Consider the following 20,530-nt stretch of genomic DNA (forward strand, 5'->3'; position numbering starts at 1 on the left):
GACTTCGTTGGAAGTCCGCTTATTTCATTAAAGGATGAGTGGTGATAAGGCGTGTGTTTTTTCTACATAAATAAAAGCATCATATCGTTTTGACAAGCGAGAAGGAACATAATTTCCGTATTGTTCAATCTCTGGGTCGTAGACAACACCAATGGCGCGGTGGCCTATCGTTGAATGAAAAAATGTTCGGTTTTCCTCTGTGAACATGAGATATTGATCAAAAGCACCTGCTCGGTGAATGGCATCTTCCCAGCTTCCTTCTATAGCTGGAGGAACGGTTAATTCCTGATGACGATTACCCCAGCTATCAGAAGCAATGACCGTGCCGTGATGAGTTCCGAATCCGACGGCGTAAACATGCTTCTGTCCGTATTCTTCACGGGTAAGCTGACCTACATTCACCATGCCGCTGCTTTTCATGTCCGTTGCTCTTGCATCTCCGATGTGAGTGTTATGCTCCCATACAATTCCTTTAGCGCTATCTTTGTAGTAAGCTTGAATATATTTTAAAGCTTCTACCATATGACGATCGCGAATATTCCACGATTCATTGTCGTTGGTAATCATCGTATGATAATAAGCTTCAGCATTGCTTGCTACCAGCGCATTTACCTGCATACTAAGCGCAGCCTCAGGCTCATGAGTATAGGTATCTTTTTTTTGCTGAATGGTTTGTAAAAGCTCTAAGATTTCTACCATGCAGTTCTTTCCGTAAAGGGCAGAAGAAATTCCGTACATCTGTGCTTCGCGATGAAAAGGTTCAAAGCATTCAAAGGCTTTTTTCGCTTTCTTTGCATCAGGCGCGTGGTTGTTTTCTAAGTACTCAATAATAGCTTCCATCGATTCCCACAGGCTGTATACATCTAAGCCGTAAAAACCTACTTTTGGCTGATGTGCTGGCAAGTTGTTGTTATAATCACGAAGCCATTCAATCAAATCATTTATTTCTTGATTGGCCCACATCCATGAAGGCCAGCGGCTAAAAGATCTTAAGACATCTTCGGCATTCGCGTATTGAGTTGTATATCCTTTAATATAGCGATTAACTTCAAAACACGAAGGCCAGTCTCCTTCCACTGCTATAAAGGAAAAATCATGATGCTGAATTAATTCTTTCGTAATAGCTGCTCGAATTTCGTAAAATTCAGATGTGCCGTGAGAGGCTTCTCCGAGAAGTACGTATTGAGCGCGGCTTGCTGTGTTAATAAGGGGCAGTAAGTCATCGACATCAGCAAAAGGCATAGAATGTTTTTTAATGGCTTCTATCATTTGAATGGTTTTTAGCATAGGACCACCTTATGTTTAAGAAATGGATAGCAAGAGCTTGAGACAGCGAGTCTTGCTACCAGTTAACGCGTTTTTATTTTTATGAATTACCTGCTAAAGTGCTTAATGGCAGAATCATTTAAAGAAAAATCTTCTTTAGTAAGCGCCGTTTGATTCTGTGTTTCGCATTCTTTAGTAGGATGCTCTTCTTTTTTAGAAACAGCAGAAACTTCTTCGTTATTTTCATACGTGTGGTTTGTTGACATTATATTTCACCTCTTGTATCTAGTGTTTGAGATACAGAAAATAAAATAAGAAGAAATATCAGGAATACCTTGAAAAGAAAAGTATACGCTTTAAATTATTTGAACTCATGCAAGAAATTGTCTACACTAAACACTGATACATAAATCGAGTGAGGAGAACGTGAAGAGTTTATGAAGTTGATTTCGTGGAACGTAAATGGCATTCGCGCGTGTGTGCGAAAAGGATTTTTAGATTATTTTCAAGAAGTGAATGCGGATGTATTTTGTATTCAAGAGACGAAGCTGCAGGAAGGCCAAATTGATTTGCACCTAGAAGGATATTATCAGTACTGGAATTATGCCGTGAAAAAAGGGTATTCCGGAACGGCTGTTTTTACAAAGCAAAAGCCTTTATCCGTTTCATACGGCGTGGATAAAGAATCAGAAGACGAAGGACGTATTATCACGCTTGAGTTCGAACAATGCTATGTAGTAAATGTGTATACGCCAAATTCTAAAAGAGACTTAGCAAGGCTTGAAGAAAGGCTTCAATGGGAAGATGATCTGCTCGTGTACTTAAAAAAATTAAATAGCCGTAAAGCGGTAGTTTTATGCGGAGACCTAAATGTAGCACATGAAGAAATTGACTTGCGTAATCCGAAGCCAAACCGAGGAAATTCTGGTTTTACAATAGAAGAGCGAGGGAAAATGACGACGCTTCTTGCTAGCGGATTTCTTGATACATTTCGCTATTTATATCCGAATCAAGAAGGATCCTATACCTGGTGGTCATATATGAACAAAGTGCGAGAACGAAATATCGGGTGGCGCATTGATTATTTTATCGTATCGGAGAGAATGAAAGACGTTATTCAAGAAGCTGCTATTCATCCGCATGTAATGGGAAGCGACCACTGTCCTGTGATGCTAGAATTAAATGTACCCTATCTATGATATCTTTCTATATAATAGAAGAAAAACGGAAAAAAGGTTGGTTCACGCGAACGGTTGCGGTATAGTAAACATATTAAAAAGTACAGAATGTTTCATGAGATAAAGGGGGAGACAAAGGTGAAGCGAGACTCGCTGCAAACCATTGAGCACGAAATTGCGCTGCTTGTTCGTCTAACAACGACGCACAGTCCTAAGCTTGGAAGCTTGGACCGTTCTGAATATTTACTGTTAAGCGAGCTAGATCAGCGCAGTCCGCTCGGGATTAATGCATTAGCTGAAAATTTAAAGCTGAGCTTATCTACAGCTAGCCGGCAAGTATCTGCGCTTGAAACCAAACAGTTTGTTCGCCGCTTTCCAAGTCCAGAAAACGGGCGAATTAGTTTAATTGAAATGACGGATTCAGGAAAAGATATTTTGCAGCATGTACAAAACAAGCGTAAACAAGCCTATGCTGAAGTATTGGAAGACTGGTCGGAAGAAGAGATTTTAGCACTGGAAAAAAGCTTATCCCGCTTGAATCTCGATTTTAAAAAATGGCGCAGTAATGGATGTTAAAGCGAATACATATAGATGAACAAAAAGGCTATTGAAAAATAGTCTTTTTAAGTTGAAACAAAGAAGTTGATTTCTTCTTTAAAAGATGTATAATATGTAGTGCTGCTATAACTTGCATGATACAACTTGTACAATAAAATATGTAAGGAATTGTTAGTCATATGAAAAGAATTTAATAAAAGGAGGAATAAATATGAGTCAGAATAATCCAGCAGTAGCCTCCGACAAACAAGGTTTAAGCGTACCTAAATACTTGATTATGGCGATTTTAACGCTATTTTCAATTGGTCCTCAGTATTTTTTGAATTTATCTTACACGGTCAATCAAGTATTGATTCAAAATCGATTTGATGCGAGTACACAAAGCTTACTATTGCCATCTATTATTTCTAACTTGGCATTTGGACTTGGGGTACCGATTGGTCCGATGCTCACGAAAAAATATGGCGTGCGTAAAGCATACTTAACGTTCGTTTTGGTCTTTTTAGCGGGTTCAATTATCAATGTTTTTTCAGAAAACGTTGCGTTTTTATCCCTTGGTCGTCTGATTCAAGGCTTAAGTTCAGGAATGCTGTTTTTAACCATTATTCCAGCTGCGCTGATCTCGTTTCCGAATAAAATCCGAAACTTCTTTTTAGTGTTAGCAATCGGCGGACTGTTCGGTTCAACGGCGATTGGAGCCTTTTTAGGTGCTGTATCTCTTAGCATGGATAATTGGCGCTGGGTTTTTGTTTTAGGAATAATAGCTTCTCTTGTCTGTCTGTTTATTGGATATAAGGTATTACCTGCTCATGATCCAACTCAGCAAGAAGATCGACCAGTGGATAAGAAAAGTATCTTTATTCTTAGTCTTATTATGATTTTATTGGTGTATCCACTGTATGAACTAAGATACGAAGGATTTGCTTCTATTCAAGTGTGGCCGTTCTTACTAGCTGCAGCAGGATTAGTTGTCATTTTTGTCTTAGTTGATTTAGCGGCTGAAAATCCGTTAGTACCATTAAAATCGCTGCTAGCCGTAAAACCAGTTGCAGGTACAATTATGGCAATTGGCGGTCATATGGCGTATATTCTAGCCATTGCAGGTATTAATGGCGTCATGCAAAATGTGCAAAATGCATCGTACACCACGCTTTCTTATTTTTATTTATACTTTTTTGTTGGGGTACTGATTTCAGCGTTTGCAACGACATTCTTATATGACAAATTTGGTCCAGGTTACCTTGGAGCAATTGGATCACTTCTTATTGTCATTGTAGGATTTAGCTGGGTGAACGTATCAGCCGATACATCACTAGTAAGTTTATATGTTCACATTATGCTCTTTGGTATGGGTGTTAGTATGGCACTGGTATCCGGCGCGCTAGGAGCGGCACTAGCCGGAGATTTACATCAAGCTTCGATGCGTTCCATTTCACTGCACTCCATTCGAAATTTATTAGGAGCGATTGTAGCACCTGTGATTGGGTGGTTTGTTGTTCGACAAAATGCGATTTATTATGAAGATTTTCGAGGTCAAATTAGCTCAGTAGATCCTCAGGTGAAGCTGCAGTTATCTGAAATGATCAAACGCTATATGGGTATGGGAATGAGTCAAGCAGACGCAAAAACATCGGCCGTGACGGCTGTTGTAGCAGGCGCTAAAAAAGCGTCGATTTTACATGCGTATCATAACTTATTTTTCATGCTTGGTATTTTAGGCGTAATTATGCTCATTGCTTCACTAAGTAAAGCGTGGAGCGGTGAAAATAGAATTCTTGTTCAAAAAGAAGAGGTTCAAGAAGAAGCTGAGCCGCAAGAAGAAAGAAAAATGCTGCCGGCACCTCAAACAGAAGAAACCTCTGTATAATATACTAACTATAGAAAGAAGGAATTCCGATGAGTAAAAGTCGTTTATTGGTTACTAACATTGTTGGAATCATTGTGATTTTATTACTAGTAGGCTTTGGTGGATATTATTTCTACGAAAAAGCAAATTACGTTAAAACAGATGAAGCGCAGGTAGAAGCACCGCTTTCACAAGTCATCGCTTCAGCTAACGGTCAGTTAAGCGAATGGAATGTAAAAGAAGGAGATAGCGTTTCTCAAGGTGATTCTGTTGGAAGCTTAAAAGAAGGCGAAAAATCAACAGACGTAACGTCTATGATTGACGGAACAATTATTAAAAACAACGCATCTCAAAATCAATTAGTAAAAGCTGGCGATGTGTTAGCACAAACAGCTGATTTATCTAAAATCTATATCAATGCAAACATTAAAGAAACAGACCTAGGTGACTTAGAAGAAGGAGACAGCGTCGACATTACAGTGGACGGAGACTCAGGTAAAGTCTTTAAAGGCCATGTTGAAGCAATCGGCCGCGCAACAAACTCAGTGTCTTCTATGCTTCCTGCTCAAAATACAGGAAACTATACAAAAGTAACGCAAAAAGTACCGGTGAAAATTTCAATTGATGACGCATCAGATAAAGTTCTTCCAGGTATGAACGCAGAAGTGAAAATTTCAATTTAATAACGGAAAAAAAGCTGCTTCCTCTAAGGGAGCGGCTTTTTTTATGCCTAAACAAATAAAATAAAAAATGTGCTAAAAAGGGGATGTATACAAAGGAAATGTGTGGTAAGATACTTCTTGTTTGAAATTGGATATCGGTAAAGAAGGTGATGGGATGACCGCGGTCGAAACAAAAAAAGGGCCAAAAGAAAAGCTGAATTTGTTTTTCTTAACGTGGCCGATCTTTTTAGAAGTGTTTCTTTTTATGTTAATGGGGATTGCTGATACCTTTATGCTAAGTGCGCTGTCGGATGATGCCGTATCAGGAGTCGGAGCAGCCAATCAATACCTTCACATTGCGATTTTGGTGTTAGAGGTCATTGGTAACGGGGCGGCAATTGTTGTCTCTCAGTATTTAGGATCAAAACGGTATATAGAAGCGTCAAAGATTTCTGCTTTGGCCGTTACGTTAAATTTAGGAGTCGGGCTAGTCATTAGCGCGGGTTTTCTTTTGTTTTCAAGACATATGATGGAAGCGATGAACTTACAAGGTGACGTGCTGATGTATGCACAAAGCTATTTATCCATCGTTGGAGGAGCTATTTTTCTTCAAGCGATTATTAACTCTCTTGCAGCGATTATTCGCGTACATGGCTTTACGAAGCAGGCAATGTTTGTTTCACTTGGAATGAACATTTTTCATATTGCAGGAAACTATGCTTTAATCTTCGGGAAGTTCGGCTTTCCGGAAATGGGCGTGCAAGGAGCAGCAATTTCATCTGCGTTCAGCCGATTTGTTGCCCTTATTGTGTTCTTTTGGCTGCTGTATCAAGTGATGGAATATAGAGTGAAATTTCAATACTACATTACGCTTTCAAAAGAATATATCGGTAAAATTTTAAAAATTGGTATTCCGTCGGCTTTTGAACAAGTGATGTATCAAGGCTGTCAAATTGTCTTTTTATACTATGCAACCTACCTAGGAGCAGAATCACTTGCTGCGAGACAGTACGCGATGAATATTTCAATGTTCATTTACTTATTTGCCATTGCAATTGGAATGGGTACAGCGATTATTGTCGGCCGTTTAGTAGGCGGAAACGAAAAAGATGAAGCGTACCATCGCGTATGGAAAAGCGTCAAATGGGCCAGTGCCGTAACGATGATGATGGTTGTTCTTGTGATGACATTCAGAACACAGCTGATCAGCGTGTTTACAGACAATCCGCATATCATTGAGCTTGGGGCGACGGTGCTGCTTCTGAGCATTGTGCTTGAAACGGGAAGAACGATGAACATTGTGCTGATTAACTCGCTGCGGGCAGCGGGAGATGCCAAATATCCGGTGTTAATTGGTGCGATGTCGATGGTCATGATGAGCTTGCCACTCGGTTATTTCTTCGTTTTCCATTTAGACATGGGGCTCGCTGGCATTTGGCTTGCCATCGCAGCCGATGAATGGACGCGCGCAGTTATTATGTTTTTCCGCTGGAAAAGCCGAGCATGGGAAAACTACGGACTTATACAGCACGAACAAACAGCTGAAGAACCAACGCCGGTTCAAGTATAAAACAAAACCTCTGCAGGATGTGCAGAGGTTTTTTGCTGTGTGAAAAAACGAAGTGAAGCTGGTCTTTTTATGCAAAAAGCTTTAATTTGTGGGAAAAAATGGGTATGGGTACAAAGGAATGGTTTTATTCTACTTATTCTTTGTTTTAGATAACGGTATATGGTTGGATAACGTATTTAGACATGAGTCTTTTTTCTCTTATTTTTCATTTTTATCTCAATTCATGAAACTAGAAGCATAAAAAAGAGAGTTTTTTCCTATTTAGCTATAATGAGACAAATTTTATACTTATAATTATTGGATTAAACTCGAAATGTGCGGAACAGGAGGAACGATATGGGGTTAGGAAGCGTATTAGACGGACTGCTGGGTGAAGTATCTGGAAGAGTCTCAGATGTAGAAGGGAAAATTTCTAAGCTAAGAACGGCTAAAAGTAAAATTGAGCATGAACAAGCTGTTTCATTAAAAGAAATTGAACACATCAAAAAGCCTGAGCTGGGAGACAAATGGACGGGTACGTTATCGGATGATTTTGACGAAAAACGTACGGCAGCCTACGACAACATAAAAGGCATTTTAGACGGTGATTACGATGGATACATTCGTGAAATTGAAACAAAGATATGGGCGCTAGAAGCTGAAAAAGGAGCTTTGAGCGGCTTGAACGCCGTTATTGGAGAAGCGGATTCTTTATTAGCTAAAGGTGAAGAAGCCTATGACGCAGTAGAAAACAAGATTAGTGAAATTAGAAGGGGGCTGTTTTCATGACAATTAAGCTTGATCACGCTGACGTTATCAAAAAGCTTGAAGCAGTCAGCACAGCGATTGGAAATTTATCCATTAGCAAAATGCCTGACCTTGGAAAAAACAGCCTTGATACTACAGAGAAATGGGAAGCGCGCGAAGAAGAAATTCAAACGCTTATTTCTACTTATATAAAAGCACTAAACAAAAACGTAAAAGATACAAAATCTAATGTAGACTTACTAAAAGAACAAGACGAATCTATTATCCATTCGTAGCAGCAAAGGGGGATGACTGTGGGAAAGGTATACGATGCAAAAGCACTGTTTGATATAGCAAAAGACAGGGAAAAAGCCTACGATGAGTTACTCAGCCAGCTGGGTGAACTGAAAAAAGCGCTGCAGGGCGTAGCGGACTTAGAAGGCAGCTTAGAAGGAAAAGGCGCTGACAATATAAAATCTTTTTATAAGCAGCACGTTGATACGGCCGGACAGTGGGAAAACTTAATTAAAATGCAGCAAAGCTATTTTTCAACGCTTCACGTTAAAGCTGAAAAAGCAAAGCTATCAGGAAGCACGATTGTAGATGAATCATTTTTAGAAACAGAGCTAAAAAACGCCAACAGCAATGCTAAAGAAATGGTTGCGCAGCAGCACGACGATCTGCAGAGTATTTTAAACGGCATTGACGATATCGTCTCTATTTCAGCGTTTTCAACGAGTGAGTTTAACGATAAAATAGAAGAAGCAGAGAAAAAACGCACCGATACAATTGAAGCAGTGAACCAGCTTGACGCTGAATGGTCAAAAGAATACAGCGAAATGGACGATTTCTATGCGGTAGTGGATACGCTAGTAAGCGGCTTAGAGCTTGCTACGAGTCAAGGAGGAAGTGTCTATCAGCTTGCCTTTGACGAAAAAGCTTATCACGACAGCGAGCTGTATAAAGTGCAAACAAAGCTAAACGACTATGCGACTTCATATGTTGACTATAACAAGCAGCAAGAAGAAGTATACGAGCTGGAAAAAAAGCAAGAAGAAGAAGCAAACAAGCCGTGGTATGAAAAAACGTGGGACGCGGTTTCTACCTTTACAGGAGAGGTCAGCGGATATTATGATTATAAACGAGCAGCAGAAGGCGTGGACCCTGTTACGGGTGAAAAACTTTCTACCTCACAGCGCGTCGCAGCAGGAGCCATGGCAGCAGCCGGCTTCATTCCGGTTGTCGGCTGGGTAGGAAGAGCCGCAAAAGGCGGAAAAGCCATCTACAAAACGGCTAAAGGCCTAAGCGCAGCGGATCACGCCTTAGACGCCTACAAATCCGCTAAATCCTTCAAAGTCCTGGAGCAAACCGAAAAAGGCCTCTACGGTCTTGTGGCTGCAAACGGCTTAGGAGAATACATGACCGGACGCGACATGTTCGGGAATAAAATCAGTGAAGAGCAGCGTAAAGCAAGTCTTCTGCAAGCCTTAGGAATTGCTGGAGCTGGGGCGCTTTCTACGAAGGTAGCGGGGAAAACAGCGAAAGCAGGCGCTAATGCCGTGGCAAACGGAGCGAAGAAGCTTAGTGATATGCGTAATTCACTTCGTACTGAAGTTATTACGAACAGAGCCCGCAGTGCGTACCAAAGCGTTCAAAAAAGCTCTCCATCGTGGACTCAATCCTTAAAGAAAACGTATAACAATATTCTAGATTCGAATATGCCGAGACTCATGCCAGAATTAGCGCCTCTAGGTCCAGACTTGGGCCAAAGAACGGTTCGAGAGACGTTGCAGAACTCAAAAAATTATGTCATGCAGAAAGCTGAGAAAGTTTCGGTTGCTTACAAGGGTGCGGCTAATAAAAGTAAGATTGATATTGGTAAAACCGATATAGATGAACTAAGGGAAAAATGGAATGTTCCAGAAACTGAAACAGTTGCAGTTGGAAAAACGGATGTAAAAGGATTAGAAAATTTAACTTTTGAAGGCGGATCACCGAAAGTACGCAAAGAAGCTGGGTTACCTGATTTAGATGAAATAATGCCTAACAGAAATATTAAAGCTCCAGGAAATAACCCATTGTTCACTAGACATGCAGAGGAAGGAGTTCTAAATGAATTAGATTCAGCAGTAATAAAGGCAGGTATAAAACCAGAAGATGTAGCAGGAACATTAAAACTACATCAATCGAATCCTTCAGGTGTATGTAGGAAGTGTTATCAAGGGTTAGCAAACGATAAAGTACCGCCGGGTGTGTTAAAGCAATTAAGTTTAAAATATCCTAATTTAAAAATCGAAGTAACATCGGAAATTAATGAAAGCATTAAAGTAACTGGTAGGCTTAATCTAATGATTAAAAATGGAAAGTATATTGATTAGTTGGAGGTTAATTATGGCTAATACTGAATTTAATAATTTAACAGAAGACGGTAAAGTGATATTTTTTCTGGGACTTTCAGAAAAAGCTTTGTCGGTCTTTTCTCAAAAAGAAGATCAAATTTTAGCTCAAGAAGTTCTATATAAATGCTGGGAGTGGCTAGAGAATAAAGAAAATATAGGAGATATTCTTTATGAATTATTAGACAATGAGGAAAACGGTATAACAATAGTGCAAGAGATGTCGGATAATGAAACGGATGTAATAGCTTGGAACTGTGTTATTGATGCAGTTGCTTATACTAGCAGAAAAGCGTTTGAAAGAGAAGGAGTTAAATATTATCCAGAACCAATCGCTTTAGTTGATGAGACATTGGTAGACCATTTTATGGATTGTTTTGAAATGTGTATAGAGAATTCAGATAGTTATATCCAGAGAATAAATTCTTTATTGGATGACCATAAGAATAGGGATATAGCGAGTGATTTGCGGACAGAAGTTTTAAAGGAATTACAAATACAAAGTTAATTTTCACACTATCATTTTATGAATTTTTTAGAATGATAATTATCAAATTGGAGAAGAATGTTTGCAGTTTAGAATTATAGAAAACGCTATTATGTATTGAAAGAGCACTTAATAGCGTTTTAAATAACACTTGCTCTTGTTGTCTTATAAAGTATTTGTGTCTAGATGAAAAAATACTTACTTGACATTCAAAACTCCTGTTGGTTGTCTCATCATAGACTATTACGCGCGATAATAGGACTAGAAGCAAAGCACGAGCTTAAGAGAGATGAAATTTATTAGGCGATGAATAAAAGGATGACAATAAAAAAACTTGTAAGTGTTGACATAGAAATTGTCAGAACATATATAAGATTTCATACCGTTACTACAAAATAAACGAACTTAAAGCACTTGATTGTCTACTTTAGGCAACAAGTGCTTTCTTTTATCTGAGGGTATATAATTTCAAAGGGTTTTCATTTTTAATTGTTTCAATTGAAGCTTAGTCTGATTAGCTAAAGGCCTAAGCCTTGCGACCAAAGGAACCGAAAAGCTCAACAACATGCGCAACACGCTTCGCACAAGCGCCGTTGCCAACGTCACAAAGCAAGCCTACCAAAGCGTCAAAAATGCACCGGCCTCTTGGACACAGTCGCTACATAAAACGTATAACAACATCCTAGACAGCAGTATGCCAAGACTCATGCCAGATCTTGTGCCGGCTGGTCCAGCACTTGCCCAGCAGACCGTGAGGGAGACCTTGCAGAATGTGAAGCAGCAGACGATGCAGATGGTAACGAAGGTGAAATATGATCCAGTTCATAATCGCTATCGCGGAGCTGGCGGAAGATTTATGTCCAAGCGTGATGTGGAGAAGTTGGGTGATTCGGTTAAGGTAGAGACAGTTCGGAGGGTTGATAAGCCTGCAAAAGTAGAGAGTGTGAGTGAACGGGAATTTCAAAAAGGTACGGCTAATAAAACAGCTAATGTTGCAGAAGGTATTATTAGAGATGGAAGTCATATGACTACGGAAGGTGCTTTAAAACCAAATGTTAAGTATAAAACAGGAGAATATGAGTATTTATATGAGACAGACAACACGGGAAGACTCAAAGAGTTTGACGCAGGAGACTTAAGATTAACAGAGAGAGATAGTAGATTACCACATAAATCAAACACGCCAGGAAAAGAAACAGGTGACCATGCTGGACATTTAGCTGGTGATAGATTTGGAGGCTCGCCAGATCTAGATAACCTCGTATCGCAAGCAAGTGATGTGAATTTAAGTAAATACAAGAAGTTAGAGAATAAATGGGCTAAAGCAATAGAAAAAGGAAAACATGTTTCAGTTAACGTTAAAATAAATTACGAGGGTAATAATGTAAGACCAAGTAGCTTTGATATAGAATATGAAATACAGGGACGTATGAGTTTTACAAGTATAGAAAATTAGAGGTGGTTATATTATATGAAGGTATTTGAAGATTATTTTTCAGAGTTACAAACAGACATGGTGGCTATTTGTTTAGAGTATGTTGAAAATAAAGCAGATGAAATTTATATCTATTGTTCACATGAGTCTAAAATGTATGTTTTTGACTTTTTCTTTAGAATTAATGGAAAGCTAGTCCATAAACATCAACTAAATGAGGCTACAGCCAAATTAGATGGTCAAGACAATCTAGTTTATGACGTTTCAAGAGAAAGACAGAAGGCGGCTTTGAAAATTGGTAATGATGACTTGAAACTTATTCATAAGAAATGTGAAGAATTCGATAGGGATATGCCGACCGAAATGAAACTTTTTTATGATGTTAAGAAAAATAGTTTAAAAGCAAACTATAGATATGACTTAATTTATACAAATGATGACGAACTATTGCCAGATGATATTTTTGATTGTTGGTTCGAAGAAGTAAAAGAAAGTCATTTGTAAATTAGACCTTGATTGGCTAAAGCCTTTCAAGGTTTTTTACTTTAATCAATATTGAATCTTCCAAATCCTTCAAAGTCTTGGAGCAAGCCGAAAAAGGCATCTACGATATTGTCATCATAAATGGCTTGGAAGAATACATAACCAGACGCGATGTGTTGAGGAACAACATTAGTGCAGGTAAAATAGATAACAATTGTTCTAATGGAATTTGGTTTATATGGAGAAAGATAAAGGTTGGGCAAATGCTTTGAAGGAAGCTTTTCTAAAAAAGTATCGGTAAAAAGATTTTCCTGTTAAAGAGGGCATTCGATACGCCCTATCAAATTTAGAATAGAGTATCAAATTGAAGGTGAAGAACTAGGGATAGTAACACTTGAAAACCAGTCAGGAGGATAAATTTTATGCAAATGGAAAGCCAGTTACAGGAATTGTATCAAGAAATAGCAGAAACGGTTAATAATATGATTCCAGAAGAATGGAAAAGATTTTATTTTTATGCACAGATTGATGAATCAGGGGGACGAGTTTACTTTTTTTATAAATCAATTAGAGATAATAGCTACACGTATAGTCTAGATATACCAAAACAATTTAACATATCGGAACTAGAATTTAATAATGAAGAAGATAAGCTTTTTGATCTTAGTGAACAGCTCAGGGAAATCTTTAAAGAAAATAACCAGGAACTATGGTATTCTTTTACGCTAATGTTAGAGCAAACAGGGAAGTTCTCTGTATCATTTGATTATACAGATTGGTTGAATACAGATTACGGATTTGTAGCACAGAAAAAGATTTGGAAGTATAAATATTTAGATGAAGCACCGGCGGATGAAAAAACTAAAAGTTTAATAGATCAGTATTTAAAAGAATATCCAAATAATCCTATTTAAATAATTATTAAGGCTATACAAATAAAGGAAGCAGTAAGCACAAAGTGAAGATGCGGGATTTTCGAGTACAAATATTTAAGTAGAGAATTAGCGGATGAAAAAGATAAAGAACAAATGATGAAAATGAAAAGATATGAAGAAAATTTTAACAGCAATAATCAATAAGTTATAGCATTTGAGTTTTTTAAAAAGGAGGCAAGAACTTATGGATAAGGACGATATTCATTTTCTTCAACAGTTACTTAATAGCACAGATAAGGATTATATAATAAGTTATTTATTGAATACTAATAACTCTCTATTGCTTCATTACTCTGCTGCAAATTATAACTGGAATAGTGGATTTGAAGTGCCAACAGTTATTCTAGAAAATGCAGCTTGTGATTTTGGAACAGGTTTACTGATGTTTCATTATGCAGAAGGGTATCGTATGTTAGAAGATCCTGGTGAGGTTTTAAATTCTCCTTTGGAAAATTGGAAAAAATTTTTAGGGGAAGTTTACAACAAACTCATAAACTTAGAGTTTACATCTCAGGCTATTTCTTTCAATCCTGAATTAACAAACATTCAAAAATATAAATTAAAGAAGAGTAATCCAAACATTCCTGAACTCCTTATTAATAAATCTCCAGGAGATGCGGTTGATATTTTTAAAATATAATGAATTAGTAACTAAACTTAGGTTAATTGATGCATTATAAAAAGAGAAAAGAGTTAGGTCTAAGTCTAAAATACATAAAAGAAGCTAAATATCAATATCAAGCAGCTAAATCTGGAAGAATGGTAGGTATAGAATTTGAACGAACTGAAGTCATGAAAAGAGTGGCAGGTGAGACCGTTTTTGTTGGTGTTTCATTAAGGTCAAATGTATCGGAGGTTGCTAAAAGTGGAAAATGAAATGAAGCAATTACATAAAGAAATAGCTGAAACAGTGAATAAAATGATACCAGAAGAATGGGGAAAGTTTTATTTTTATGCTCAAATATCAGAAACTGGAGGAGGCACTTACTTTTTTTATAATACCCTTGATAATGAAAGTAACTATAAATATAGTTTAGAAATTCCTTATGAATACGATATTGATAAAGAATTTTATAAAATGAAGGATCGAGCTTTATTTGAGTTAAGTAATAGATTAAGAAGCGTTTTTAAAGATAATCAGCAAGAACTTTGGTACTCTTTTACACTATCTGTTAATAGCGATGGCAAATTAAAGGTGCATTATGATTATACAAATTGGTTTGACACAGATTACAGCTTTGATGACCAGTTAGTGATTTGGGAATATAAATATTTAGAAGCAGAACCAGATGATAGCGAAAGCAAGGCGTTAATTAATAAGTATTTAAATGAGTATCCCAATAATCCAATTTAGCATAAATCCAGTATTTGTGCTTAAATTCCCATCTCATGAAGATACTAAATTAACCCTAAAAGAATTGCATCAGGAGAACATTTTACAAGCGTAGAATTAAAAGTTTATAAGCGAGGTGCAACATCATATGAAAGAATTTGAAGAGCGATTCAGTGAACTCCAAGCTGATATGATATCAATTTGTATGGAATATATTAACGATAGAGCCGACAAAGTGTATATCTATGCTTCGTGTGAAGGAAACATTATCGCTAGTAAGTTTTTTTATCTTATTAACAATCAATATGTAAAGTCTCATCAAGTGAATGACGCCTTAGAGGATGAGGACAAAAGATATGATGTATCTCCGAAAAGAGGATTTATGGTATTAGATATTTTAAATGAAGATATTGAAAAAATTGAAGCGCTGTGTAAAGAAAATAACAGAGACATGCCAACGGAGATGAAACTAATTTATGATGTGAAGAGCGGCCACTTTACAGCGGAATACAATTACGAGTTGGTTTATATAAATGATGATGTTAAAACCGCTAGTTATAGTGCTAATGAGTGGTTTGAAGAGGTGAAACATAATAGGCTTTAGTATTTTGCTAGGGCTTCTTAGGCAATTTAACAAGGCAGCAGGAGGAATGTTAGATGAACGAAGAAAAAGTGAATAAGCTATATCAAGACATAGCCAATATCGTAATAGAGACCATTCCGGAAGCGTGTTCTAAAGTTTATCTTTATGGTGAAGTTGTTGATGGTGCCCAAACAGCGTACTTCTATTATTATCCTAATAACAGTGATGAAATTATATACAGTCATGACATTCCTGAAATTTTTGCTTTAAATGAAGAAGACTATGTTAAACAATGGAACAAATTATTAGACTGCATCCAAGAATTGTGGAAAGTGTTTACCCAAGATGAGAACCAAAAGCCATGGACCAGCTTCACTTTAATTTTTAATCACAAAGAAACGTTTACTATTCAATTTAATTATGATGATCTTTCAGCCGCAGATTCCCATGCTAGGAAGACAATATGGAAATATGAATACCTTGGTATCTTGCCAAAGAGCAAGCTAGGGGAAAAGCATCTAAAGAGGTATCTCGAGGCTGTAAAAGATAGATAAAAAATGAACAGCTTATAGTGTAGTTCATTATGTTAAATATACATATTTCACTCCCTAGGGAATAAAAGAATACTACAGAGAAGGAGTACATTCAATGGAAATAAAAAAAGATTCAATCATTTATCCCTTACCATTGGATAATTTACTAGCTGAAAAGGAAACGCTTTGGAGAGTGAAATTACCTCCAGACTATAAACAAATGATAAAAAGAAATAACGGGGCTTCTCCAGAAACAAAAGCTTTTAAAGTGAAGAGTCATAGCTATGCATTAATAAGGTTTTTATGTATTCTTGAAGCCCCAGAGAACAATGAAGCTGGTACGTTTGACATTGATGTAACGTGGACTCAATTAGAGGATCGGCTTACAGATGATGGAGATTTATTGGGAGTAACTTTATTACCAATCGCAATGTTATTTGCAGGAGATTTTGTGTGTTTAGATTATAGAAATTCAAGAGATAATCCTAGCGTTTGTGTCTGGGATCATGAAAATTCTGCTGAGCTTGAGCCGACCACGTATCCTGTTGCAGATACATTCAAAGAATTTTCAGCTATGCTTCATTAACCCGCAGCTAAAGTAGGGCATGAAAATAATTGTTGATTTTTTGAGGCTCTCATAGAAGTAGTCGTGATCAAATAGTAAATGTTGATTCAATTAATTATAAAAAGGGGATACGAATGAAGAAGATCGTAGAATTATTTCATGATATAGATTGTACGTTGTCTCCCATGATAAGTTTTTATAGCGCTTTATCAGATCAAAAATTTTTAAAAGTCTTACACTATTTTTCAGAGGAAACTGGTTATGGAAATGAGTACCACATTTGTACATTTTCAGGTGACTTAGAGCCGTGGGAAGAGGGTTATGTTGAAACCGGAATTGAATTTCTAGACGGTACGGGTGACACTGGCAAAAGTGTTATTGTCGATTATGAAACGTTTTTAACTTACTTGCACAAAATTTGCCGCGTATATATGGAAGATCATGCCCATGATAAAGAAAAAGTGATGGCTCTTTTACATAAAATCAAACAAAATCATAGTAAGGAAGACTAGTAGGAGTACATAAAGGAGCCACGAATCGAGCCTTGCTATAGAGCATAAGCTCTCCACACTACAGTGCGTCACACCAAGCAGAGAGGCGATATATTTTGGAGAGAATTCTATAAGGTAGAAAGTAGAGGGAAAATGAAAAATGGAAATAACTCAAATGACAAAAGCTATTAGAGGTGCTATAAAAGGTGGTCACTTAAATAAGGTGAGAGACTTACTTGAGAAAGAGCCAGAAATGTTAACATGGGTCACACCTTTTGGCACATGGCTACATATAGCAACAGCTCATGGTCATTTAGAAATCGTCCAGTACCTTATTCGTGCTGGAATAGATGTTAATGCACAAGAAGGAACTTTTTCTACCAATGCCTTAGAAAGAGCGGCTGCAAAAGGACATATAGATATTGCTAAGTATCTTATTAACCATAATATTGAACTTGATATCAGTGAACCAGATAGAAATCCGCTGTTTGCTGCCATATATAACGGTCATTTTGAGATGGTTAAACTGTTAGTTGAGAATCATATTAATATATCGATTACATACTCTGGTGAAAACATGAAAGAAATGGATGCTTACATATTTGCGATTGAACGAGGACAAATAGAAATTGCTGAATATTTAAAGCAGAAGGTGGACAGTAAATGGTTTTGAAAGATGTATAGAGAATGCGGATAGTTACATAGAAAGATTAACTTCTTTATTAAATGATGATACGAATAGGAAAACAATGAATGATTTGCGAACAAAAGTGTTAAAAGAACTACAAATACGACAGTGATTTTAATTGATCACAACTATTTAAAAGCAAAAACGGTAGAAACAGCTAAATTATTGAGGGAGATGTCTATATTAAAACACGGCAATAATGGGCGACTACATTAAGGGGGATATGATTTGGAGAAAAACAGCGTCAATAAAGCAATAAGAAATGCAATTAAACGTGGTGACATTAACTCAGTCAAAGAATTAATAGGTAGTAATACAGAAATTCTACATACCATGACTCCATTTGGTAGCTGGTTGCATATAGCAGCAAAAAAAGGACAGATGGAAATAGTAGAGTATCTAGTGCATAAAGGAATCGATGTAAATATAAAAGGGGATATATTTGATGCTTCTCCCTTACGAGTGGCAGCAGGTGAGGGGCATGTAGAAATAGTACAGTACTTAATCCAATCTGGAGCAGAATTAGATGTAAGCTCGGCAAAAAGAAATCCATTGTTCGCAGCAATTTACGGTGGTCATAAAGAAGTAGTTGAACATCTAGTTGATCAAGGTATAGATATTTCCGTTCAATATACCGGAGAGAATATCGAGGATATGGATGCGTACCGATATGCTAAGGAATTTGGACAAACAGAAATTGCTGAATATTTAAAGCGAAAGCTGAATGGAAAAGTACAAAAGAGAGTGCTTGAAGACTAATAAAATCGTATATAACAGGTCACAAAGCTAATAAAAGCAAGGAGGTCCATCTCATGCTAGAACCTATATATGCTGAAAACGTAATTGTCGGAGTGGTATATAAAAAGCAGTTTCAATGGTATGTAACCGATCGAGAGCTATGGTATCTGGATTATGTAAAGTTTACACAAGCTTTTGAAAATGAAGGTGATTCAGCGGTTGATGAATATATTGAACCTGAACGAAAAGGAATCGAGGTTCTCAGCAGTGAAAATGCTGAGCTTTTTTTAAAACGTATAGAGTCATATAAAGCAGATGGAGCTACTCTTTTAAAGCTGTTTGAAAATAAAATAGAAAGCAAAGGTGAAGAAGACGTATTAGACTTTAGCCCTTCGTTTTTAGTGGATTTTGATCAAAAGGCGTTCTATTCCATGTTTCCTGAACCGGCTTCATTTGAAGAATATGTTCCAAGCGATTGGGAAGGAACGTATGAAGACTTTACAGGTTTGATTCCAGAAATAGAAAAGTATTGGGTAAATAAGGACGGAGAAAATTTATTTGAGCTGTGAAAGTAAACAGAGCATGGAGGGATAACGTTGTTTCGTGTTCAAACATTCATTAAGCGTCCAGATATTTTGATTACCGATTTATCATCTCTATATGAAAAGGAATCTACCTATTTTATCGAGATATCAAATGAAGCAGAACTCATTCGTTACGGTAATCAGCTTGATTTTACTTGCCTTGAAGGAGCTATTAAGCTCGAATACTACGGTGAGCCGCTTCTTGATGCATCTGCATGGGACGTTATAGATGGGATGTGGCTTTATTTGTTGAATGCAATGGAGAGTTTAAAAGAGACCGGGTATGGAGAGATGAATTTTCCAGATCAAGCGTTAGCATTAACCTTAAAATCGGCTTCTGAACAGTTTATACTGTATACCTTGCATACATCTCCTCCCGTAAAAGCAGTGCTTCCGAAACAAGACTTTTTTATGATGGTGTTAGGAGGAGCGGAGCAGTTTTTTAAAACGATGGAGAGATGTTTTAAAGGGAACTTTCAGTATTTCAATGAAATTAAACGTATTGAAGCGTTAAAAAGGCAGTAAGGAAGACGAGGTTACTAGTAAAAGATTACAGGAACTATGGCCACATTGTGACGGCAAGTGTAATTACTCGGCGGGCGCTGCCTTTTTCGAGCTGTTGTCCGATAGTACTTGATGTTTGCACCCAATTCACTTCATCAGGATAATTCGTAATCACTCCGTCACTTTTTGTTTTCCACAAAAATGAAGCGGGAAGCCGCTTGGTTCCAGACCACGGCGATATTTTCATTCCGGCAGAATGAACTTGGTGGATAAGAGCAGGCGTTAGGATATCATAGGAAGGGTTAAAGTAAGTGGCAAAGTCAGCAAATTGCCGGATTGAGTTTGGGTTTGTATCTCGCTCTGAAGAAGTTAGTATGCCTATAGGAACGTTTGGGAGAAGCTCATGCATTTTTTTCATGGATGAAACGTTAAAAGACTGAATGATAACGTGATCGAGCTGTCGCTTGTTGATTTCAAAAGCTACTTTTTTTTCAATTCCAGGATAAAGTTCCGGCGCTTTTAACTCTATTAATATACCGATTTTTCCTTGAAATTCATCTAACACTTGTGAAAGAGTTGGAATTTTTTCATTCGCAAATGAATTGTCTTTCCAGCTTCCTGCATCCAAGCGCTGAAGCTCCGCGTACGTTAACTCTCGAATGTGTCCGCTTCCGTTTGTCGTTCGGTCTACGGTACGGTCATGCATAATAACGAGTACACCGTCTTTGCTTTGCTGCACGTCAAGTTCAATGTAATCCGCATTCATTTCTAGCGCTTGGTGAAAAGCAGCCATTGTATTTTCAGGTGCGTAAGCAGAGGCTCCTCGGTGCGCGATATTTGTGAGTTTTTCTTCCGTGCGTGCAAAAGCAGAAGAAGCAATCGAACAGCATAATAAGGCGACGGCGCTTAGAACAGCTAAATATTTTTTCATCACGTTTCTCTCCTATGCGTTGGTATAGAAACAGCATA

General features: G+C 37.5%; 26 protein-coding genes. 23 read left to right on the forward strand and 3 right to left on the reverse strand.

Features of this window, described 5'->3' with window-relative positions; all coding sequences use genetic code 11:
• Positions 1–27 precede the first annotated feature (27 nt).
• Together AC0KUU_RS06835 and AC0KUU_RS06840 are read right to left on the reverse strand one after the other, a co-directional pair.
• Positions 28–1,287, reverse strand: a complete 1,260-nt coding sequence (locus AC0KUU_RS06835; protein ID WP_043982998.1) for an erythromycin esterase family protein — start codon at positions 1,285–1,287, stop codon at positions 28–30.
• 86 nt (positions 1,288–1,373) lie between these two features.
• Positions 1,374–1,532 carry a hypothetical protein gene (locus tag AC0KUU_RS06840; RefSeq protein WP_165802510.1) on the reverse strand — a complete coding sequence of 53 codons (159 nt, stop codon included), beginning with the start codon at positions 1,530–1,532 and terminating at the stop codon, positions 1,374–1,376.
• Positions 1,533–1,703: 171 nt separating this feature from the next.
• Between AC0KUU_RS06840 and AC0KUU_RS06845 the strand changes: the two genes are divergently transcribed.
• The 23 genes from AC0KUU_RS06845 (at position 1,704) to AC0KUU_RS06955 (ending at position 19,582) form a co-directional block, all read left to right on the forward strand.
• Positions 1,704–2,465 carry an exodeoxyribonuclease III gene (locus tag AC0KUU_RS06845; protein ID WP_322552116.1) on the forward strand — a complete coding sequence of 254 codons (762 nt, stop codon included), beginning with the start codon at positions 1,704–1,706 and terminating at the stop codon, positions 2,463–2,465.
• A 117-nt stretch (positions 2,466–2,582) separates the two neighbouring features.
• Complete coding sequence (locus AC0KUU_RS06850; protein WP_043982995.1) at positions 2,583–3,020, forward strand: MarR family winged helix-turn-helix transcriptional regulator; 438 nt, start codon at positions 2,583–2,585, stop codon at positions 3,018–3,020.
• A 193-nt stretch (positions 3,021–3,213) separates the two neighbouring features.
• Entirely contained in the window at positions 3,214–4,869 is a 1,656-nt protein-coding gene (locus AC0KUU_RS06855) for an MFS transporter (protein ID WP_098999558.1), read from the forward strand.
• Between the two features lie 29 nt (positions 4,870–4,898).
• Positions 4,899–5,531: an HlyD family secretion protein gene (locus tag AC0KUU_RS06860; protein ID WP_025751627.1), complete on the forward strand. Its 633-nt coding sequence runs from the start codon at positions 4,899–4,901 to the stop codon at positions 5,529–5,531.
• Positions 5,532–5,685: 154 nt separating this feature from the next.
• Positions 5,686–7,080 (forward strand): MATE family efflux transporter, encoded by a 1,395-nt coding sequence (locus tag AC0KUU_RS06865; protein WP_098333053.1) that lies wholly within the window; start codon positions 5,686–5,688, stop codon positions 7,078–7,080.
• Between the two features lie 336 nt (positions 7,081–7,416).
• Positions 7,417–7,848, forward strand: coding sequence for a YwqH-like family protein (locus tag AC0KUU_RS06870; RefSeq protein ID WP_013057382.1), 432 nt, complete (start codon positions 7,417–7,419; stop codon positions 7,846–7,848).
• Entirely contained in the window at positions 7,845–8,102 is a 258-nt protein-coding gene (locus tag AC0KUU_RS06875) for a YwqI/YxiC family protein (RefSeq protein WP_013083474.1), read from the forward strand. Before AC0KUU_RS06870 ends, AC0KUU_RS06875 begins: the two co-directional genes overlap by 4 nt.
• Before the next feature lie 18 nt (positions 8,103–8,120).
• On the forward strand, positions 8,121–10,184 hold the full coding sequence (locus AC0KUU_RS06880; RefSeq protein WP_322552115.1) for a ribonuclease YeeF family protein: 2,064 nt from the start codon (positions 8,121–8,123) through the stop codon (positions 10,182–10,184).
• A 13-nt stretch (positions 10,185–10,197) separates the two neighbouring features.
• A complete protein-coding gene (locus AC0KUU_RS06885; protein WP_162214380.1) occupies positions 10,198–10,710 on the forward strand; it encodes an Imm6 family immunity protein in 513 nt (170 codons plus the stop codon).
• Between the two features lie 544 nt (positions 10,711–11,254).
• A complete protein-coding gene (locus tag AC0KUU_RS06890) occupies positions 11,255–12,145 on the forward strand; it encodes a DNA/RNA non-specific endonuclease (protein ID WP_340597209.1) in 891 nt (296 codons plus the stop codon).
• A 15-nt stretch (positions 12,146–12,160) separates the two neighbouring features.
• A complete protein-coding gene (locus AC0KUU_RS06895; RefSeq protein ID WP_162214379.1) occupies positions 12,161–12,628 on the forward strand; it encodes a DUF600 domain-containing protein in 468 nt (155 codons plus the stop codon).
• 407 nt (positions 12,629–13,035) lie between these two features.
• Complete coding sequence (locus tag AC0KUU_RS06900) at positions 13,036–13,521, forward strand: antitoxin YezG family protein (RefSeq protein ID WP_025751641.1); 486 nt, start codon at positions 13,036–13,038, stop codon at positions 13,519–13,521.
• A gap of 205 nt (positions 13,522–13,726) precedes the next feature.
• Positions 13,727–14,182, forward strand: a complete 456-nt coding sequence (locus AC0KUU_RS06905) for a DUF4274 domain-containing protein (RefSeq protein WP_322552114.1) — start codon at positions 13,727–13,729, stop codon at positions 14,180–14,182.
• 29 nt (positions 14,183–14,211) lie between these two features.
• Positions 14,212–14,418, forward strand: a complete 207-nt coding sequence (locus AC0KUU_RS06910) for a hypothetical protein (protein WP_098589907.1) — start codon at positions 14,212–14,214, stop codon at positions 14,416–14,418.
• Entirely contained in the window at positions 14,408–14,896 is a 489-nt protein-coding gene (locus AC0KUU_RS06915) for an immunity protein YezG family protein (RefSeq protein ID WP_182006702.1), read from the forward strand. The genes AC0KUU_RS06910 and AC0KUU_RS06915 overlap by 11 nt, the downstream gene beginning before the upstream one ends.
• Positions 14,897–15,023: 127 nt before the next feature.
• Positions 15,024–15,479 carry a DUF600 family protein gene (locus AC0KUU_RS06920; protein ID WP_322552113.1) on the forward strand — a complete coding sequence of 152 codons (456 nt, stop codon included), beginning with the start codon at positions 15,024–15,026 and terminating at the stop codon, positions 15,477–15,479.
• 53 nt (positions 15,480–15,532) lie between these two features.
• The gene (locus tag AC0KUU_RS06925; RefSeq protein ID WP_116516031.1) at positions 15,533–16,012 is read left to right on the forward strand and encodes an antitoxin YezG family protein; all 480 of its coding nucleotides are present in this window, start codon (positions 15,533–15,535) and stop codon (positions 16,010–16,012) included.
• Between the two features lie 94 nt (positions 16,013–16,106).
• Entirely contained in the window at positions 16,107–16,577 is a 471-nt protein-coding gene (locus AC0KUU_RS06930; protein WP_322552112.1) for an SMI1/KNR4 family protein, read from the forward strand.
• A 113-nt stretch (positions 16,578–16,690) separates the two neighbouring features.
• On the forward strand, positions 16,691–17,068 hold the full coding sequence (cdiI, locus tag AC0KUU_RS06935) for a ribonuclease toxin immunity protein CdiI (protein WP_322552111.1): 378 nt from the start codon (positions 16,691–16,693) through the stop codon (positions 17,066–17,068).
• A 139-nt stretch (positions 17,069–17,207) separates the two neighbouring features.
• Positions 17,208–17,720 (forward strand): ankyrin repeat domain-containing protein, encoded by a 513-nt coding sequence (locus AC0KUU_RS06940; protein ID WP_162214374.1) that lies wholly within the window; start codon positions 17,208–17,210, stop codon positions 17,718–17,720.
• A gap of 243 nt (positions 17,721–17,963) precedes the next feature.
• Entirely contained in the window at positions 17,964–18,494 is a 531-nt protein-coding gene (locus AC0KUU_RS06945; RefSeq protein ID WP_162214373.1) for an ankyrin repeat domain-containing protein, read from the forward strand.
• Positions 18,495–18,547: 53 nt separating this feature from the next.
• A complete protein-coding gene (locus AC0KUU_RS06950; protein WP_322552110.1) occupies positions 18,548–19,042 on the forward strand; it encodes a hypothetical protein in 495 nt (164 codons plus the stop codon).
• Positions 19,043–19,069: 27 nt separating this feature from the next.
• Positions 19,070–19,582 (forward strand): hypothetical protein, encoded by a 513-nt coding sequence (locus AC0KUU_RS06955; RefSeq protein ID WP_098333061.1) that lies wholly within the window; start codon positions 19,070–19,072, stop codon positions 19,580–19,582.
• A gap of 34 nt (positions 19,583–19,616) precedes the next feature.
• Here AC0KUU_RS06955 and AC0KUU_RS06960 read toward each other — a convergent pair whose 3' ends face one another.
• Positions 19,617–20,492: a glycerophosphodiester phosphodiesterase gene (locus tag AC0KUU_RS06960; protein WP_162214370.1), complete on the reverse strand. Its 876-nt coding sequence runs from the start codon at positions 20,490–20,492 to the stop codon at positions 19,617–19,619.
• Between the last annotated feature and the right edge of the window lie 38 nt (positions 20,493–20,530).

The organism is Priestia sp. ST2 (assembly GCF_055810735.1).

Excerpts from the sequence above, each read along its gene's own strand:
- AC0KUU_RS06905 (WP_322552114.1), top strand. The coding sequence starts at position 13,727 with ATGGATAAGGACGATATTCATTTTCTTCAACAGTTACTTAATAGCACA.
- AC0KUU_RS06900 (WP_025751641.1), top strand. The coding sequence starts at position 13,036 with ATGGAAAGCCAGTTACAGGAATTGTATCAAGAAATAGCAGAAACGGTT.
- AC0KUU_RS06895 (WP_162214379.1), top strand. The coding sequence starts at position 12,161 with ATGAAGGTATTTGAAGATTATTTTTCAGAGTTACAAACAGACATGGTG.
- AC0KUU_RS06855 (WP_098999558.1), top strand. The coding sequence starts at position 3,214 with ATGAGTCAGAATAATCCAGCAGTAGCCTCCGACAAACAAGGTTTAAGC.
- AC0KUU_RS06925 (WP_116516031.1), top strand. The coding sequence starts at position 15,533 with ATGAACGAAGAAAAAGTGAATAAGCTATATCAAGACATAGCCAATATC.
- AC0KUU_RS06890 (WP_340597209.1), top strand. The coding sequence starts at position 11,255 with ATGCGCAACACGCTTCGCACAAGCGCCGTTGCCAACGTCACAAAGCAA.
- AC0KUU_RS06960 (WP_162214370.1), bottom strand. The coding sequence starts at position 20,492 with ATGAAAAAATATTTAGCTGTTCTAAGCGCCGTCGCCTTATTATGCTGT.
- AC0KUU_RS06865 (WP_098333053.1), top strand. The coding sequence starts at position 5,686 with ATGACCGCGGTCGAAACAAAAAAAGGGCCAAAAGAAAAGCTGAATTTG.
- AC0KUU_RS06860 (WP_025751627.1), top strand. The coding sequence starts at position 4,899 with ATGAGTAAAAGTCGTTTATTGGTTACTAACATTGTTGGAATCATTGTG.
- AC0KUU_RS06845 (WP_322552116.1), top strand. The coding sequence starts at position 1,704 with ATGAAGTTGATTTCGTGGAACGTAAATGGCATTCGCGCGTGTGTGCGA.
- cdiI (WP_322552111.1), top strand. The coding sequence starts at position 16,691 with ATGAAGAAGATCGTAGAATTATTTCATGATATAGATTGTACGTTGTCT.
- AC0KUU_RS06875 (WP_013083474.1), top strand. The coding sequence starts at position 7,845 with ATGACAATTAAGCTTGATCACGCTGACGTTATCAAAAAGCTTGAAGCA.
- AC0KUU_RS06920 (WP_322552113.1), top strand. The coding sequence starts at position 15,024 with ATGAAAGAATTTGAAGAGCGATTCAGTGAACTCCAAGCTGATATGATA.
- AC0KUU_RS06950 (WP_322552110.1), top strand. The coding sequence starts at position 18,548 with ATGCTAGAACCTATATATGCTGAAAACGTAATTGTCGGAGTGGTATAT.
- AC0KUU_RS06940 (WP_162214374.1), top strand. The coding sequence starts at position 17,208 with ATGGAAATAACTCAAATGACAAAAGCTATTAGAGGTGCTATAAAAGGT.
- AC0KUU_RS06910 (WP_098589907.1), top strand. The coding sequence starts at position 14,212 with ATGCATTATAAAAAGAGAAAAGAGTTAGGTCTAAGTCTAAAATACATA.
- AC0KUU_RS06885 (WP_162214380.1), top strand. The coding sequence starts at position 10,198 with ATGGCTAATACTGAATTTAATAATTTAACAGAAGACGGTAAAGTGATA.
- AC0KUU_RS06835 (WP_043982998.1), bottom strand. The coding sequence starts at position 1,287 with ATGCTAAAAACCATTCAAATGATAGAAGCCATTAAAAAACATTCTATG.
- AC0KUU_RS06840 (WP_165802510.1), bottom strand. The coding sequence starts at position 1,532 with ATGTCAACAAACCACACGTATGAAAATAACGAAGAAGTTTCTGCTGTT.
- AC0KUU_RS06930 (WP_322552112.1), top strand. The coding sequence starts at position 16,107 with ATGGAAATAAAAAAAGATTCAATCATTTATCCCTTACCATTGGATAAT.
- AC0KUU_RS06870 (WP_013057382.1), top strand. The coding sequence starts at position 7,417 with ATGGGGTTAGGAAGCGTATTAGACGGACTGCTGGGTGAAGTATCTGGA.